At 64.6% G+C, this 15,060-nt stretch carries 16 protein-coding genes and 1 pseudogene; 5 read left to right on the top strand and 12 right to left on the bottom strand.

Translation table 11 applies throughout. The features are described 5' to 3' along the window. Positions 1-31 precede the first annotated feature (31 nt). Positions 32-1,333: a multicopper oxidase family protein gene (locus tag ABIA40_RS09730; RefSeq protein ID WP_404540825.1), complete on the top strand. Its 1,302-nt coding sequence runs from the start codon at positions 32-34 to the stop codon at positions 1,331-1,333. 4 nt (positions 1,334-1,337) lie between these two features. Here ABIA40_RS09730 and ABIA40_RS09725 read toward each other — a convergent pair whose 3' ends face one another. Then, positions 1,338-2,837: an NAD(P)H-hydrate dehydratase gene (locus ABIA40_RS09725; RefSeq protein ID WP_404540823.1), complete on the bottom strand. Its 1,500-nt coding sequence runs from the start codon at positions 2,835-2,837 to the stop codon at positions 1,338-1,340. A gap of 381 nt (positions 2,838-3,218) precedes the next feature. Between ABIA40_RS09725 and ABIA40_RS09720 the strand changes: the two genes are divergently transcribed. Both ABIA40_RS09720 and glnA read left to right on the top strand, forming a co-directional pair. Beyond that, complete coding sequence (locus ABIA40_RS09720; protein WP_007603495.1) at positions 3,219-3,557, top strand: P-II family nitrogen regulator; 339 nt, start codon at positions 3,219-3,221, stop codon at positions 3,555-3,557. 153 nt (positions 3,558-3,710) lie between these two features. Further along, entirely contained in the window at positions 3,711-5,120 is a 1,410-nt protein-coding gene (gene glnA / locus ABIA40_RS09715; protein ID WP_036010292.1) for a type I glutamate--ammonia ligase, read from the top strand. A 119-nt stretch (positions 5,121-5,239) separates the two neighbouring features. Here glnA and ABIA40_RS09710 read toward each other — a convergent pair whose 3' ends face one another. Further along, positions 5,240-6,022, bottom strand: coding sequence for a slipin family protein (locus ABIA40_RS09710; protein ID WP_404540821.1), 783 nt, complete (start codon positions 6,020-6,022; stop codon positions 5,240-5,242). Then, entirely contained in the window at positions 6,019-7,401 is a 1,383-nt protein-coding gene (locus tag ABIA40_RS09705) for a nodulation protein NfeD (protein WP_404540819.1), read from the bottom strand. Before ABIA40_RS09705 ends, ABIA40_RS09710 begins: the two co-directional genes overlap by 4 nt. A gap of 190 nt (positions 7,402-7,591) precedes the next feature. Here ABIA40_RS09705 and ABIA40_RS09700 point away from each other — a divergent pair, with 190 nt between their 5' ends. Beyond that, on the top strand, positions 7,592-7,846 hold the full coding sequence (locus ABIA40_RS09700) for a hypothetical protein (RefSeq protein WP_404540817.1): 255 nt from the start codon (positions 7,592-7,594) through the stop codon (positions 7,844-7,846). Positions 7,847-8,055: 209 nt separating this feature from the next. Here the strand turns inward: ABIA40_RS09700 and ABIA40_RS09695 are convergent. The 3 genes and pseudogenes from ABIA40_RS09695 to ABIA40_RS09685 form a co-directional block, all read right to left on the bottom strand. Then, positions 8,056-8,262 (bottom strand): annotated as a pseudogene (locus ABIA40_RS09695) (transposase); the annotation flags it as partial. Positions 8,263-8,407: 145 nt separating this feature from the next. Continuing rightward, entirely contained in the window at positions 8,408-9,181 is a 774-nt protein-coding gene (locus ABIA40_RS09690) for a gamma-glutamyl-gamma-aminobutyrate hydrolase family protein (protein ID WP_036025392.1), read from the bottom strand. 90 nt (positions 9,182-9,271) lie between these two features. Next, complete coding sequence (locus ABIA40_RS09685; RefSeq protein WP_404540815.1) at positions 9,272-9,976, bottom strand: hypothetical protein; 705 nt, start codon at positions 9,974-9,976, stop codon at positions 9,272-9,274. Between the two features lie 137 nt (positions 9,977-10,113). Here ABIA40_RS09685 and ABIA40_RS09680 point away from each other — a divergent pair, with 137 nt between their 5' ends. Beyond that, on the top strand, positions 10,114-11,265 hold the full coding sequence (locus ABIA40_RS09680) for an AI-2E family transporter (protein ID WP_404540813.1): 1,152 nt from the start codon (positions 10,114-10,116) through the stop codon (positions 11,263-11,265). A 77-nt stretch (positions 11,266-11,342) separates the two neighbouring features. Here the strand turns inward: ABIA40_RS09680 and ABIA40_RS09675 are convergent, their stop codons facing one another. The 6 genes from ABIA40_RS09675 to ABIA40_RS09650 all read right to left on the bottom strand — a co-directional run bounded on the left by ABIA40_RS09675 (position 11,343) and on the right by ABIA40_RS09650 (position 15,019). Beyond that, entirely contained in the window at positions 11,343-11,639 is a 297-nt protein-coding gene (locus tag ABIA40_RS09675) for an antibiotic biosynthesis monooxygenase (RefSeq protein WP_025036647.1), read from the bottom strand. Positions 11,640-11,739: 100 nt separating this feature from the next. Then, positions 11,740-11,976, bottom strand: coding sequence for a hypothetical protein (locus ABIA40_RS09670; RefSeq protein WP_157283526.1), 237 nt, complete (start codon positions 11,974-11,976; stop codon positions 11,740-11,742). 60 nt (positions 11,977-12,036) lie between these two features. After that, positions 12,037-13,257, bottom strand: a complete 1,221-nt coding sequence (locus ABIA40_RS09665; RefSeq protein ID WP_157283525.1) for a GGDEF domain-containing protein — start codon at positions 13,255-13,257, stop codon at positions 12,037-12,039. 229 nt (positions 13,258-13,486) lie between these two features. After that, positions 13,487-13,966, bottom strand: a complete 480-nt coding sequence (gene rpsI, locus ABIA40_RS09660) for a 30S ribosomal protein S9 (protein WP_018642439.1) — start codon at positions 13,964-13,966, stop codon at positions 13,487-13,489. A gap of 1 nt (position 13,967) precedes the next feature. Further along, positions 13,968-14,432 carry a 50S ribosomal protein L13 gene (gene rplM, locus ABIA40_RS09655; protein WP_018642440.1) on the bottom strand — a complete coding sequence of 155 codons (465 nt, stop codon included), beginning with the start codon at positions 14,430-14,432 and terminating at the stop codon, positions 13,968-13,970. Positions 14,433-14,590: 158 nt separating this feature from the next. Continuing rightward, positions 14,591-15,019 (bottom strand): PaaI family thioesterase, encoded by a 429-nt coding sequence (locus ABIA40_RS09650; RefSeq protein WP_024341189.1) that lies wholly within the window; start codon positions 15,017-15,019, stop codon positions 14,591-14,593. Between the last annotated feature and the right edge of the window lie 41 nt (positions 15,020-15,060).

The raw sequence follows: 15,060 nt of genomic DNA, 5'->3' as shown, positions 1-15,060 counted from the left end.
TTATCCAGCACGGCGTGGTCCGGATCGTGTCATGACAACGCGGATCCATGCTCCCCATCGGCGCGAGGTTTTGGCCGGCTTAGGGGCCTCGGCAGCCGGGATGATCGTGGGCGGCGCAGGCCCCTCCGTCACGGCCCAGCTCGCGCTGCAGGCGAGGCCGGCAACGCTGGCTTTGAGACCGGGTCAGCCGGCTACACCAGTCTGGGAGCTGGCCGCCGTAAGCCACCTCAGAGACGTGCGTCTCAAGCGTTTCGACCGCTGCCAACTGGTCTTCAGCAACAACCTCCCTGTGCCGATTGCGCCAGTCTGGTACGGCCTCCACGCGCCGATGGCCGCCGACCCGCTCCGCGGCCGCGCCCCGGCAGCGCCGGATGCGACGGAAACATCAATTATTTCAGTGCCTAATGCAGGCACCCTGCTGGCCGACTTCCGCCTCTTCGAGCACCGCCTGCAGCAGCCCGCACGCGCGCTTCCGATCATCGTGGCCGAAACCGGCCCGGTCGCCGTCGATCGTGACGAGCTCCTGCTGATCCAGGAATGGCGCCTACGGCCGGATGGCACCGCGGTCCCGCCGGGCCAGGACCCGAAGGACACGACGCCGCTTTACACAATCAACGGAGAGACTTCATTCGAACTCTCAGCTTCGGCGGGCGAGCGGCTGCGGCTACGCTTCATCAACGGCTCGCAACGCTCTGTTCTCGCAATCAAATTGGAAAAACACGAAGTCCGCGTGATGGCCCTCGACGGCCAGCCGGCCGAGCCGTTCCCCGCGCGCAACGGCGCGTTGGTGCTGGCCCCTGGTGCGCGGGCCGACGCCTTCGTGGATGCGGCCACCTCGGCCCCATTTCTGCTGCATGATGGCAAGGAGGCGCGCCGGGTCGGAAACCTGACCGTCTCCAGGACGCTGGAGCGCGCCCCGCTGCCGCCGCCCCAACCGCTCCCGCCGAATGATCTGCCCGAGAAGCTCGATCTGAGAGGCGCCCTGCGGTTCGATGTCGCGCTCGGTACAACCGATGCCGGCTGGGCACGGCCCGCGACCTTCTCCACCGCCTCCGCCCCCGCCTTCCGCGCCAAGACCGGCCGCATCGTGGTGCTGGCGCTGCAGAACCCCGCCCCCATCACCACCGTGTTTCACCTGCACGGCCACCATTTCCGCCTGCTCGACAAGCTCGACGACGGCTGGAAGCCCTACTGGCTCGACACACTCGCGATCGAGCCCGGCCAGACCCAGCGCATCGCCTTCGCCGCGACCACGCCCGGACGCTGGCTGATCGAATCCGTCGCGACCGACTGGGCCGCGCCGCGCCTGGTGCGGTGGTACGGGGTGGAGTGAACGTTCAGTATTCGATGCCCAGCGCGTCATAGATCCGCCGGTGCACGGCCGGCAGCGTCTCGGTCAGGTCCTCCGCGATCAGGCCAGGACCGGCTTCGCTCGCCGCCTCGCCGTGCATCCAGACACCGATGCTGGCGGCCTCGAACGCCGGCACGCCTTGCGCCAGGAGCCCGGCGATGATCCCGGACAGCACGTCGCCGGCGCCGGCCGTGGCGAGCCAGGGCGGCGCATTGGCGGCGATGGTGGCGCGGCCGTCGGGGGCGGCGACGGTGGTGTCCGGGCCCTTCAGCAGCACGACGGCGCCGCAGCGCTCGGCGGCGGCGCGGACGCGCTCGAGCTTGGAGCGGCCGGGATGCTTGTTGCTGAGGTCGGAGAACAGGCGCGGAAACTCGCCTTCGTGCGGGGTCAGCACCACCGCATTGTCCTGCGAGGACTTGATCGATTCAAACAGGCGCTCGGGCGTTGCGGCAAAGCTCGTCAGCGCATCCGCATCGAGCACCAGATGCCGGTGCGCGGTAAGCGCGGTGTGGACGAGATCGCAGGTGCGCTCACCGATGCCAGCACCGGGGCCGATGATGCAGGTGTTGTAGCGCTTGTCGCCGAGCAGCTCGCCGAACTCGACCGCGGTATCGAGGGGGCGCACCATCACCGCGGTCAGCGCGGCAGCATTGATCGCGAGTGCATCGCGCGGGCTCGCCAGCGTCACGAGGCCCGCGCCGGCGCGAAGCGCGCTGCGCGCGGCGAGCCGTGCCGCGCCGGTCGCGGCTGCGTCGCCCGAGACCGCGAGCACGTGCCCGCGCGCGTATTTGTGGCCGTCGATGCGGGGCACCGGAAAGGCCGCGCGCCAGAGATCCGGATCGTTCTCGAAGGTCTGCGGCGCGATCTCCTCCAGCACCTGCCCATCGATGCCGATGTCGGCAACGCGCACCCGGCCGCAATGCATGCGCCCGGGCAACAGCAGATGCGCCGGCTTCTTGCGGAAGAAGGTGACGGTCTCGGTGGCGTTCACCGCCACGCCCAGCACGGCCGCGCTGGTGCCGTTGATGCCGCTCGGCAGGTCGACCGCCAGCACCGGGGCACCGTTGGCGTTGATCGCCTCGATCATGGCGCGCGCTTCGCCATCCACGGTGCGGCTGAGGCCGGCACCGAACAGCGCATCGATGATCAGCGCAGGCCTGCCGATCGCCTGCGGGTTGAACGGCAGCACCGGGTGCTTCCAGCCGCGCGCGGCCGAGGCGGCATCGCCCTGGAGCTGGTCCCGCTCGCACATCAGGATCACCGAGACCTCGCGCCCCTGCGCGGCGAGCTCGGCCGCGGCCACGAAACCGTCCCCGCCATTGTTGCCGGGGCCGGCCACGATCAGGATCGGCCCCTCCTCCACCAGCGCATGGGCGGCCTCGGCGACCGCCTGGCCGGCGCTGAGCATCAGCTTGAAACCGGGCGTGCCGGCCGCGATGGCGAGCTGGTCGGCGCGCTGCATTTCGGCGTTGGTCAGAACTTCCATGCCACTTCCTAGTACAAACGCCTCTTGAACAGGCATATTTGGCGCCGATCCGGCGGCGGGAACGTCGAACTGCACATATATTGAACCGTTTGCCTATTTTGCGGTCTTCGGTATTTTGTGCAGGTCGGCACCATCACTCAGAGATGCTCGTTAAAAGGCTGATAACGCTCCGATAATCAGGGCATTTGCAACTTGGCATAGACCCTGCTTTCGAGGAAGCCGCTTCGGTTCGTCGTGCTCACTGACATCTTGAAGGGCGTGGCCGGCCGTTGTTGCCGGACGGGTCAGGGATCCCGGCACAGAGAAGACAAGATCGTGCGTTGAGAAATGCGCGTCCTGACGAAGACGTTGCTATTGGATCGAAAGGCCGGGAGTCGCGCAGTGAAGAAAATCGAAGCCATCATCAAGCCATTCAAGCTCGACGAGGTGAAGGAAGCGCTTCAAGAAGTCGGTCTGCAGGGCATCACCGTCACCGAGGCCAAGGGCTTTGGCCGGCAGAAGGGTCACGCCGAACTTTACCGCGGCGCAGAATACATCGTCGACTTCCTGCCGAAGGTCAAAATCGAGATCGTGATCGGCGACGATCTGGTCGAGCGCGCCATCGACGCGATCCGCCGCGCCGCGCAGACCGGCCGCATCGGCGACGGCAAGATTTTCGTCTCCAACATCGAAGAGGCGATCCGCATCCGAACCGGCGAATCCGGGCTGGACGCTATCTGAGCCGGGTGCTATCCCGCATTTTGCGACACTCTGACAAGAAATAAGGCTGCTTCGGCGGCCTGATTTCGTTTGTGCGGTCGCGCGCGAACTCGCCAAAAGCGAGAACAATCTTGCTCACCTGGAAACCGACCCGCAGAGCCATAAGGGGTATGCATGAAGACCGCCAAAGACGTCCTGAAATCGATCAAGGACAACGACGTGAAGTACGTCGACCTGCGCTTCACCGATCCGCGCGGCAAGTGGCAGCACGTCACGTTCGACGTCAGCATGATCGATGAAGACATCTTCGCCGAAGGGACGATGTTCGACGGCTCCTCGATCGCCGGCTGGAAGGCGATCAACGAGTCCGACATGTGCCTGATGCCCGATCCGGTGACCGCGACGATCGACCCGTTCTTCGCCGAGACCACCATGGTCATCACCTGCGACGTGCTCGAGCCGACCACCGGCGAGCCCTATAACCGCGACCCCCGCGGCATCGCCAAGAAGGCCGAGGCGATGGTGAAGTCGATGGGCGTGGGCGACGCCGTGTTCGTCGGCCCCGAGGCAGAGTTCTTCGTGTTCGACGACGTGCGCTTCTCCTCCACCCCCTACAACACCGGTTTCCGCCTCGACTCCTCGGAGCTGCCGACCAACTCCGACACCGAATATGAAGGCGGCAATCTCGGCCACCGCGTCCGCACCAAGGGCGGCTATTTCCCGGTTCCGCCGCAGGACTCGGTGCAGGACATGCGCTCGGAAATGCTCGGCGCCATGGCCAAGATGGGCGTCAAGGTCGAGAAGCATCACCACGAGGTCGCTTCCGCCCAGCACGAGCTCGGCATGAAGTTCGACACGCTGACGCTGATGGCCGACCACATCCAGATCTACAAGTACTGCATCCACCAGGTCGCGCACATCTACGGCAAGACCGCCACCTTCATGCCGAAGCCGGTCTACGGCGACAACGGCTCGGGCATGCACGTGCACCAGTCGATCTGGAAGGACGGCAAGCCGGTGTTCGCCGGCAACAAGTACGCCGACCTGTCGGAGACCTGCCTCCACTATATCGGCGGCATCATCAAGCACGCCAAGGCGATCAACGCCTTCACCAACCCGTCGACCAACTCCTACAAGCGTCTGGTCCCGGGCTATGAGGCCCCCGTGCTGCTCGCCTATTCCGCGCGCAACCGCTCGGCGTCGTGCCGCATCCCCTACACCGCTTCGCCGAAGGCCAAGCGCGTCGAGGTGCGCTTCCCCGATCCGCTCGCCAATCCCTATCTCGGCTTCGCCGCGATGCTGATGGCCGGCCTCGACGGCATCAAGAACAAGATGGATCCGGGTCCGGCGATGGACAAGGACCTCTACGATTTGCCGAAGGAAGAGCTGAAGCAGATCCCGACCGTGTGCGGCTCGCTTCGCGAGGCGCTCGAAAACCTCGACAAGGACCGCGCCTTCCTCAAGGCCGGCGGCGTGTTCGACGACGACTTCATCGACGCCTATATCGAGCTGAAGATGACCGAGGTCGAGCGCTTCGAGATGACCCCGCATCCGGTCGAGTTCGACATGTACTATTCGGGCTGATCGGCCTGAACCATCCGCGACAAGCAAAAGGCGCTTCCGGAAGGAGGCGCCTTTTCGTTTGAGGAGTCTCGACCACATCGCCGCTGCAGCTCGGTCGAAGCCGTGACGCCCGCTCGCGATCAGCACCTCGCCGCTTTCTGTTGCGGGTTGTTAGGTCGCGGCATCAAATGGTCGAGCAGGCCGGTGGGGAGCGGAAACACCACGGTCGACGAGCGCTCACCGGCGATGTCGTGCAGAGCCGCGAAGTAACGCAGCTGCATTGCCTGAGGCTCCTGCGCCAGGATCCGGCCGGCTTCGACGAGCTTTTCGGCGGCCTGCTGCTCGCCCATCGCATTGATCACCTTGGCTCGCCGCAAGCGCTCCGCCTCAGCCTGTTTGGCAATCGCGCGAACCATGGTTTCGTTGATATCGACGTCCTTGATCTCTATGCCGGTGACCTTGATGCCCCAGACGTCAGTCTGCTTGTCGAGGATCTCCTGGATATCGGCGTTTAACCTGTCGCGCTCGGCAAGCATCTCGTCGAGCTCATGCTTGCCGAGCACCGAACGCAACGTGGTCTGGGCGAGCTGGCTGGTCGCCGCCATGTAGTCGCCGACCTTGATGATGGCGCGCTCGGGGTCGACGATGCGGAAGTACAGGACGGCGTTGACCTTGACGGAGACGTTGTCCCGCGAAATCACGTCCTGCGGCGGCACCACCTGCACCATCACCCGCAGATCGACCTTGACGAGTTGCTGCACGATCGGGATGAGGAGTATCAGGCCCGGGCCCTTCACACCGGTAAAGCGGCCGAGCGTGAAGACGACGCCGCGCTCGTATTCGCGCAGGATTCGAATAGCCTGGGATAGAAACACGATGACAAGCAGCGCAAGCGCCGCATACGTCAGATATTCCAGCGTCATGATGTACCTCCCTCGCCTGTCCGGGCGGGTGTGCGGCGTATCAGCAGCGTCAGGTCGACGACATTGGCGACCTCCACCGTCTCTCCGGGCTTGAAGGTTTCGGCGCCGCGCGCCTGCCAGCGCTCACCATGGGCGAAGACATGACCTTCGTTCCCGTTCCAGTCGAGAACCTCGGCGGGCAAGCCGCGCATGGCCTGTGCGCCGACCAGCGCAGGAGCTTTGCGGACGCGCCGAAGCGAGCCAAGCACGACCAGAGCAAAGCCGCTGAACACGACCGCGGTGGTGCCGATCACCCACCAGGACAGTTGGTATCCAGGCGCCTCGCTCCTGAAGAGCATCATTGCTCCCAGCACGAAAGCGATGATGCCGCCGAAGCCGACCACCACGGTCGGGTTGAAGGCTTCGACGGTGAGAAGCACGAGTCCCACCAGCATCAGGGCGAGGCCGGCATAGTTGATCGGCAGCAAATTGAGCGCATAGAGGCCGATCAGCAGGCAGATCGCGCCGACGACTCCCGGGGCGACGGCTCCGGGAGACATGAACTCGAAGATCAGGCCGTAGATACCGACCATCAGGAGAATGAACGCCACGTTCGGGTTGGTGATGACCGCCAGGAACCGGGATATCCGTCCGGGCTCGATGGCTTCGACGACAGCATCCTTTGTTGCGAGGCGTTGCGTCTTGCCGCCTGCGAGCTCCACCACACGGCCATCAACCTGCCGCAGCAATTCAGCCTGATCGCGCGCGACGAGATCGATGGCATGTGCCTCCAGCGCGCCGTTGGCAGAGAGTGTTGCGGCCTCGCGGACCGCCCTCTCCGCCCACTCCGCATTGCGGTTGCGCAGCTCGGCGAGGCTTCGGATGAAGGCGACGGCATCGTTCGTGGCCTTCGCCGTCATCGCGTCCTTCGGCTCATCCCTCTTGTCTTTGCCATCCTTGTCGGGTGTGCCGCTCGGCAGGCCCGGCAGCGGCCCGCCAATCTGGACCGGCGTCGCCGCACCGATGTTGGTACCTGGTGCCATCGCCGCGATGTGGGTCGCGTAAAGGATATAGGTCCCCGCACTCGCCGCGTGGGCGCCGGAGGGAGCGACGTAGCCAATGACAGGGACGGGCGAGGCGAGCACATCCGCGATGATCTCGCGCATGCTGGAATTGAGCCCGCCGGGCGTGTTCATCCTCAGAAGCACGACCTCGGCGCGCCGTTCGCTCGCCATGGCCAAAGCCTCTCGCACGTAACTGGCTGACGCCGGGCCAATCGCCCCGTCGATCGAAACAACAAGGGCTACGCGCTTGCTCTCCTCCGCTGAGCTGGGAAGGAGGCAGCAGCTCAAAGCCACGGCGGTGATCGCCGCAACGAGGGCCGCCTTCATGGTCTGCACGGCACGGGCTCCCTTGCAGAGCATATGGTATTCTTCTCATGAACCTCAATGCTGCGCGTGGAGATCAACATTGCGATTGTGCAACGCAATGGGAATGCCCATGCAGGATTGCCGACGCGCTCGGCCTCGGCCAGCGTACGTTGAACCGAAAATTCCAGGACTCACGCACGAGCCGCCGCAATCCTTCATCATGCGCCGCCGTGTCGAGCACGCGCGCACCCTGCTGGAATCGAGGACGCAGCCGATCAAGACTATCGCGCGCGCTGCCGGCTATGAGGATGAGAGCAGCTTCCGCAAGCTGGCACTGATGTCACGCAATCCTATCGTGCGCGACGGATGGAGCGGGCGGTGTGAGGCTGGTGCCGGTGGCATGACCGATGGACGCAGTCCGGTCGCGGCGCTTCGCTGGGCACAGCCTGTGCGCACCTACGATTCAACACAGTAGAGAAACCCCGCGCCACGGAGAGGCCATCAGCTTTCGTTCTGCATCTGACTCCAATTCGTTCTCGAAGAACAAATCAGAGCCGCAAAAACCAGGACGGAGCAATTCCTACTGATTGGTTTACTCCGTCGGAAATTCGGGATGCACCTTGGATAAACAGTCCTCGTAGGGCGGATTAGCCGAAGGCGTAATCCGCCTACTGCGTGCGACGCTCACGCACGTTCGCCAAAGTTACCATCCGCGTTGCTATCTCCTGCCCAATCCGCCGGAAACAGTCCGGCCTCGACATCTCGGTGAAATGACGAATGCGGCCAATCCAACACGCGGGTCACATATCCGCGCTTGACTGGGTTGATGTAGCAATACTCGATATGGCGTGCATAGTCGGTTTCGTCGCGGATGAGGTGCTCCCAGGACCTGTTCCCCATGAACTAAAGATGACGGATTACGCCTTCGGCTAATCCGCCCTACTCAGTCCAAGCCGAGTGCAACGTGGCAGAAGCTGGATTCCCGGCTCTGCGCCGCAACGCTCCGCGTTGCAGCTGGTCCGGGACACGACCGCGGCTACGCCTCCGCCTTCTGCCTTGTCACCAGCGCCTCGCCAAAGGCCTCGAACAGCTTGCGGTTGATCGGATTGTGCTGCGGGTCGTACTCCGCGTGCCATTGCACGCCGAGGGCAAAGCTCGGGGCTTCCGCGATGCGAATCGCCTCGATGGTGCCGTCCTCGGCGATGCCCTCGATCAGCACGCGCTTGCCGGGATCGAGAATGCCCTGTCCGTGCAGCGAATTGACCCGGATCTTCTCGCAGCCGAGAATCGTGGCGAAAGCGCCGCCGGGCGTCAGCTCGACGTCGTGGCGGTCGGCGAACACCACGGTCGGATCGGGATGGATCTCGCCGTTCTCGAGCCGGGGCATGCGGTGGTTCATGCGGCCGGGGATCTCGCGGATCTCGGGATGCAGCGAGCCGCCGAAGGCGACATTCATCTCCTGCAGGCCGCGGCAAATGCCGAACAGCGGAATGCCGCGGGCGACGCAGGCGACCGAGAGGGCCAGCGCGACCTCGTCGCGGTGGATGTCGTAGGGTTCGTGCTTCTCGCAGGGATCGACGTTGAAGCGGGTTGGGTGAACGTTGGCCCGGGCCCCGGTCAGGATGATGCCGTCGACGGTATCGAGCAGCGCCGGGATATCCGTGATGTCGGGGGCTCCAGCGAACATCAGCGGCAAGCCGCCGGAGACTTCGGCCACGGCGCGCAGGTTTCGCTCGCCAACCATCTGGACCTGAAATCGATTCTCGACGCGATAGGAATTCCCGATCACGCCGACGACCGGCTTTCTCATCTCTCGTTCCGCGCCTCCGGATAAGAAGATTCCCCGAACATGCCCCTCCGATGGAACAAATTCAACAGAGGGGATCGCGGGACGGCAATGCTATTTCCGCGCAAATGCCTCCCGGGCGTCCAACCCACCCTCGACGGGCAGGCCCGCGGCCTTCAGCGCAATTGCCGCTGTCTCGCCCGGCGCGGCCAGCCAGGGAAGCTTGGCCTCGATTCCGCGCGTCACGGGCTCCCCGAGCGCGCCTCCGAAGTCGATCGGCCAGAGCCCGTTGGGCACCACCTCGGCGGAGAAGCCGCGGATCGCATAGCCCTCGCCCAGGATTGCCTCTGCCTTGTCGCTGGCGACAAGGCGCGCGGTGTTGGGATCCCTGAGGTCGGCAAAGCTCACGAGCACGGGGATGAGCTCCCCCTGCACCGGGACAATGCCGGTCTGCCGGCTCATGTCCTTGAACGACACCCGGCTGCCGCGCGCGGCGCCATAGGCGCGGAGCGCCACATAGTTGATGTCGTCGAGGTCGAGCTTGGCGCCCTGCTGGTGCGCCAGCAACACCACGATGTTCTTGCCTTGGCCGAGATCGACGAACACGGCCTCCCCGCGCGTCGTGGTGCGGCCGCTGCGGTTATAGTTGCGATCGGGCACGACAGCGAGAATGGCCGACCCGGTCTTGATCCCGGCGGGCGTCGTCACCTCGACCGTCAGGCGGTATTTGTGGTCCGGCCTGTTGATCCGGATCTGGTCGCCGCCGACGAGCAAAGCCAACAGCCCGAGCAGACCCGCCCACTTGCTGATAATGCCCAAGCGCCCCTCACTTCCTTTTCGCCACCGCTCTGCACCGTTCGCGCGGCAGCGTCAAACCGGCGCGTTGCCGCTCTTGATCGGAGGCGCGTTTGTCGAAAGAGTGCCCCCCATTGCAGCCACCAAAGACAGGATACGATGTGACCTTTCCCGCAGATGAACGATCCCGCTCCCGTGCCGACCTCGCGCGGGATCAGGCCTGGGCGATCGCGGTCGGAGGCATCGGCGTCGTGCTGTTCACCGCGCTGCTCGCCTTCACCTGGTATTTTGCCGCCACCCTGCTGCTGATCTTCACCGGCATGCTGCTCGGCCTCGGTCTCAACGCTCTGGTCAATGCGCTCGGCCGCCGGGTCCAGCTGCCTCACACGATCCGGCTTGCAATCGTCTGCGTCGCGCTCGCTTTGCTGCTCGCGGGCGTCGCCTATCTCGGCGGCGCTACCATTGCCGAACAGGCCTCGCTGCTGAGCAAGACCATCAAGTCGCAGATCACCAATGTCAGATCCCTGCTCGAGAGCCACGGCATCGACACCAGCTTCTTCGATCTCGGCAACGCTGCATCGGACCCCGCCGCCAACACCTCCTCGGAGGCAACGCCCGCGCCGGCAACTCCTTCGCGCGCTCCGCTGCCCAGTGCCGGCACGCTCGCCTCCAGCGGCGGGGCGATCGTGAGCCAGACATTCAAGCTGCTGCTCGGCACCATCCACGGCGTCGGCAACATCTTCATCGTACTGTTCCTGGGCCTGGCCTTCGCCGCCCAGCCCAGCGTCTATCATGACGGCCTGCTGTTCCTGGCACCGGCGCGGCACCGTACCCGTGTCGCCCTGGTCATCGATCGTATCGCTGAAACGCTCGAGCGCTGGCTGATCGCCCAGATCATCGTCATGATCGCGGTCGGTGCCGTAACCTGGATCGGACTTGCCGTCATCGGCATCCCCGGCGCGTTCATCCTAGGAATCCAGGCGGGCCTGCTCGCCTTCATCCCCACGGTGGGAGCCATCATCGCCGGCGTCATCGTGGTGCTGGCGAGCCTCGCCTCGGGCTGGATCCCCGCTTTGTCGGCATTTCTGCTGTTCATGGGCGTGCACGCGATGGAAAGCTACGTGCTGACGCCGATCCTGCAGCGCCAGGCACTCGACATCCCGCCGGCCACGCTGTTCGCGTTCCAGATCCTGCTCGGCGTCGTGTTCGGCATCTGGGGCCTGGCGCTGGCGCTGCCGCTGGTCGCGATCGCCAAGGTCATGATCGACCACGTCAAGACCTACGAGGCGTCGCCTCTCGCGGAGGCGGCCTAGAGCATGATCCGGCCCCGGAGGGCCGCGTTAGCGCAAAGTGTGGAGCGGTTTTCCGATCATGCTCCCGACATAAAGCCTCAGGTCGTCAGCACGGTCTCGGTGTGCTCGACCTCGGGGGGCGCGGCAAAATACTGGCCGACCAGGCCGCGCCATTCGGTGAAATTCTCCGAGCCGCGGAAGTCCACGGTGTGGTTCTCCAGCGTCGCCCATTTCACCATCAGCCGGTAACGCTGCGGCTTCTCGATCGACTTGTGCAGCTCGAAGCCGTGAAAGCCCTTGGAGCGGCCGAAAGCGGCCTTGGCCTTGGCAACGGCCGCCTCAAAGTCCTTCTCGCTGCCCGGCTTGACGTCGATTTGCGCGATCTCGGTGATCATCGGCTTTCCACCCTGTTTGTTCGATGCCCGTGTCTAGCGTAGCCGGCGCCAAAGAAAAAGGCGCCGAAACGGCGCCCTGCCCGGCCAAATTGCGGGTGCGTCAGGCGAACAGCAGGACGGTGCCCGTCACAATCAGCGCACAACCCGTGAACAACACGAACGGCCAGTAGCTGCGTTGCTGCGTGTAGCGCCCTTGCGCGCGGCGCTCGGTGATCAGCGCGCTCTCGTATTCGTCCGCGGTGGAGAACAGACAGGCGAAACCGCCGCGGGCCGAGGCAGCTTCGGCTTCGAGCGACATCAGGGCGGCTTGCGGATTCCGTCGACGGATCGATTCCATGACCACGATGGTAGGGATCGAATGGTAAACAGAGATTTACCGCAAGCCCGCCCTGCATTCTCACGCGGTGACCGGACGCGCCTGCGGTGCGCCGGTCCGCGCCGCGCTCTGGCGGCGCCAGTTCTCCAGCGACAGCGGCAGCTCCTCGGCCGCCTCGACGCGGTTGCGGCCGCCGCGCTTGGCCTGATAGAGCGCGGTATCGGCCGAGGCCAGCAACACCTCGAGCTCGGTGCCGGCCGGACCGCCGGCGACACCGATGCTGACGGTGGTATCGACCGGGCCTTCATCGACGACGACGCCGGAGGTCTCGAACGCCTCGCGCACGCGCTCGGCGACCAGCACGCCCTCCTCCAGCGAGCACGGCAACAGCGCGGCGAACTCCTCGCCGCCGATGCGGCCCGACAGGTCGGAGATGCGCAAATTGCTGACCACGACCGTCGAGAACAGCTTCAGCATCTCGTCGCCGGCGGGATGGCCGAAGCGGTCGTTGATCGATTTGAAATGGTCGATGTCGAAGATCATCACGGTCACCGGCCGCCCGGCCTTGGCCTCGCGCTCGATCACGCGCGCACAGGCCTCCGAGAAGCCGCGCCGGTTGAGCATGCCGGTCAAGGGATCGGTCGATGCCGCCGTTCGGTGCGCGGTGACGGTGCGTTCCGACACCAGCATGAAGATCACGAACACGGTACCGACGGCGTAGAGTATGAGCTCGACCGCGAACACGGTGACCCAGATGCTCGAGGAGAAGCCGGCATCATGCGGGCGCAGGAAGCTGCCGATCAGGATCGGCAGCATCAACACGCAGCCGTGCATCACCGGCATCACGAAGGCGGGCCAGCGCCGTTGCACGCTCTTGCGCCGTTCGGTCCAGAGCTCGCTCGCAGTCAGCGCCGCGTACACCGAGACGATGCCGGCACCGACGAGCATGCGCAGCATCGATGCCGCGGGATCGAGCAGCGTCGCAGCAGCGACCCAGGCGAGCGCGCCGAGCACGAGCCCCGGCCAGTTCGGGTTGCGGCCGTGGAAGACGCGCGCCGCGTTCCAGACCATGCCGCAGGCGACGAAACCAACGGCGTTCAGTGCAAGGTAAATGTGCGGCCCCAGCTTGTCGCCCGCCGCGGTCCATAGTGCGACGGAGGCGGCACCGAGCAGATAGGCGGTGCCCCACCATTTCAGCGCCGGGCTGTTCTCCTGCTTGCCGAAAAACACCATCATGGCGCCGAGCAGTGCGGCAACCATTGTGGCGACTAAATAGAGCGTGATGCTATCGAGCGACATCATGTCGGCCCCCTCTAGAACATAGCAGTTACGCGATCGGCCCAGCCGATTTGCGCGCCCTTCCGAAGGCGACGCTAGGTCTCGCGAGTTCCATTCAGGTTTTCGCCGGTCCCTAAGTTTTCGGGAAACACGCCATCAATTTGCATACAAACGAACAACAAAAAGGGCGCTGAAATCAACGCCCTTTTGCATCTCATTGAAGCCGCTTTCGCGGCGAATGCGACAAAAGCGATTAACGCTTCGAGAACTGGAAGGAGCGGCGGGCCTTGGCCTTGCCGTACTTCTTGCGCTCGACCACGCGCGAGTCGCGGGTGAGGAAGCCACCCTTTTTGAGCACGGAGCGCAGCTCCGGCTCGAAATAGGTGAGCGCCTTAGAGATGCCGTGACGGACCGCGCCGGCCTGGCCGGACAGGCCGCCGCCGGCGACGGTGCAGATCACGTCGTACTGGCCCGAACGCTGAGCCACGGAGAACGGCTGCTCGATCATCATGCGCAGCACGGGACGGGCGAAATAGACCTCGACCTCGCGCGAGTTGACGGTGACCTTGCCGGCGCCCGGCTTGATCCAGACGCGGGCGACCGCGTCCTTGCGCTTGCCGGTGGCGTAAGCGCGATTGAACTTGTCAACCTTCTTCTCGTGCTTGGGCGCCTCGGGCGCGGCCGCCGTCTTGAGCTGCGAGAGCTGGTCGAGCGACTGAATGGATTCGGCCATGTTATGCGGCCCTCGTGTTCTTGCGGTTCAACTTGGCGATATCGATCTTCTCGGGCTGCTGCGCCTCGTGCGGATGATCGGCGCCGCCGTAGACACGGAGGTTGCCCATCTGCACGCGGCCGAGCGGACCACGCGGGATCATGCGCTCGACGGCCTTCTCGAGCACGCGCTCGGGATGACGGCCTTCGAGGATCTGGCGCGCGGTGCGCTCCTTGACGTGGCCGACATAGCCGGTGTGCTTGTAGTAGGTCTTCTGCTCGCGCTTGCGACCGGTGAGGACCGCATGCTGCGCGTTGATGATGATGACGTTGTCGCCGCAATCGACGTGCGGGGTGTAGGTCGGGAGGTGCTTGCCGCGCAGGCGCATGGCGACGATGGTGGCGAGGCGGCCGACGACCAGACCCTTGGCGTCGATCAGCACCCACTTCTTCGTCACCTCAGCCGGCTTTGCCGAAAAGGTTTTCATGTCGGAGTTTCCGTGGACGGGAGATATCGGCGCGAACACCGCACCAGACTGCGCGCGGTTCTAGAGAAGAGCGGCGCAACGGTCAATGCCCCAGATCTGAAAATAGCTAAGCAAATTCAATAACTTAAAAATATGGTGCGATATTACCTGCAAAAAGCTCAAACGTTTGGAATGGAATAGGTCGAGGTGACATGGGCGATCGGATCGGGTGAGGTCCCGGACAAGAGGTTCACCTCCCCGACCGCAAGGCGCTTGCCGAGCTTGAGCAGCCGGGCCTCGGCCAGCACGTCCTGCCCGGGCTGGCCCTTGCGCAGGAAGTTGATGTTGAGATTGGTGGTGACGGCGAGCCCGATCGGCCCGATCGCGGACAGCAGCACCACGTACATCGCGAAATCCGCGAGCGCCATCAGCGTCGGCCCGGACACGGTTCCGCCGGGCCGCAACATCCGCTCGCTGTAGCGCTGGCGCAAGAGGCTGGTCTGGCCGTCCGCGCTCTCGATCGTGATGTCGTCACCGCTGAAGGCCTGGGGAAACTCATCACGGAGGAACCGCTCGAGCTCCGCCACGCTCATTTTCGCTAACGCCATGCCGTCCCCACCCTCGCTTCGCCTGCCCTGTTACATTAAGT

The sequence above is a fragment of the Bradyrhizobium sp. USDA 223 genome (assembly GCF_044909005.1).
GTDB lineage: Bacteria > Pseudomonadota > Alphaproteobacteria > Rhizobiales > Xanthobacteraceae > Bradyrhizobium > Bradyrhizobium yuanmingense.
This window is presented reverse-complemented; position numbering and strand designations above follow the sequence as displayed.

Excerpts from the sequence above, each read along its gene's own strand:
- ABIA40_RS09710 (WP_404540821.1), bottom strand. The coding sequence starts at position 6,022 with ATGACGCTGGAATATCTGACGTATGCGGCGCTTGCGCTGCTTGTCATC.
- ABIA40_RS09730 (WP_404540825.1), top strand. The coding sequence starts at position 32 with ATGACAACGCGGATCCATGCTCCCCATCGGCGCGAGGTTTTGGCCGGC.
- ABIA40_RS09675 (WP_025036647.1), bottom strand. The coding sequence starts at position 11,639 with ATGATCACCGAGATCGCGCAAATCGACGTCAAGCCGGGCAGCGAGAAG.
- glnA (WP_036010292.1), top strand. The coding sequence starts at position 3,711 with ATGAAGACCGCCAAAGACGTCCTGAAATCGATCAAGGACAACGACGTG.
- rplM (WP_018642440.1), bottom strand. The coding sequence starts at position 14,432 with ATGAAAACCTTTTCGGCAAAGCCGGCTGAGGTGACGAAGAAGTGGGTG.
- ABIA40_RS09690 (WP_036025392.1), bottom strand. The coding sequence starts at position 9,181 with ATGAGAAAGCCGGTCGTCGGCGTGATCGGGAATTCCTATCGCGTCGAG.
- rpsI (WP_018642439.1), bottom strand. The coding sequence starts at position 13,966 with ATGGCCGAATCCATTCAGTCGCTCGACCAGCTCTCGCAGCTCAAGACG.
- ABIA40_RS09650 (WP_024341189.1), bottom strand. The coding sequence starts at position 15,019 with ATGGCGTTAGCGAAAATGAGCGTGGCGGAGCTCGAGCGGTTCCTCCGT.
- ABIA40_RS09700 (WP_404540817.1), top strand. The coding sequence starts at position 7,592 with ATGCGCCGCCGTGTCGAGCACGCGCGCACCCTGCTGGAATCGAGGACG.
- ABIA40_RS09665 (WP_157283525.1), bottom strand. The coding sequence starts at position 13,257 with ATGATGTCGCTCGATAGCATCACGCTCTATTTAGTCGCCACAATGGTT.
- ABIA40_RS09725 (WP_404540823.1), bottom strand. The coding sequence starts at position 2,837 with ATGGAAGTTCTGACCAACGCCGAAATGCAGCGCGCCGACCAGCTCGCC.
- ABIA40_RS09670 (WP_157283526.1), bottom strand. The coding sequence starts at position 11,976 with ATGGAATCGATCCGTCGACGGAATCCGCAAGCCGCCCTGATGTCGCTC.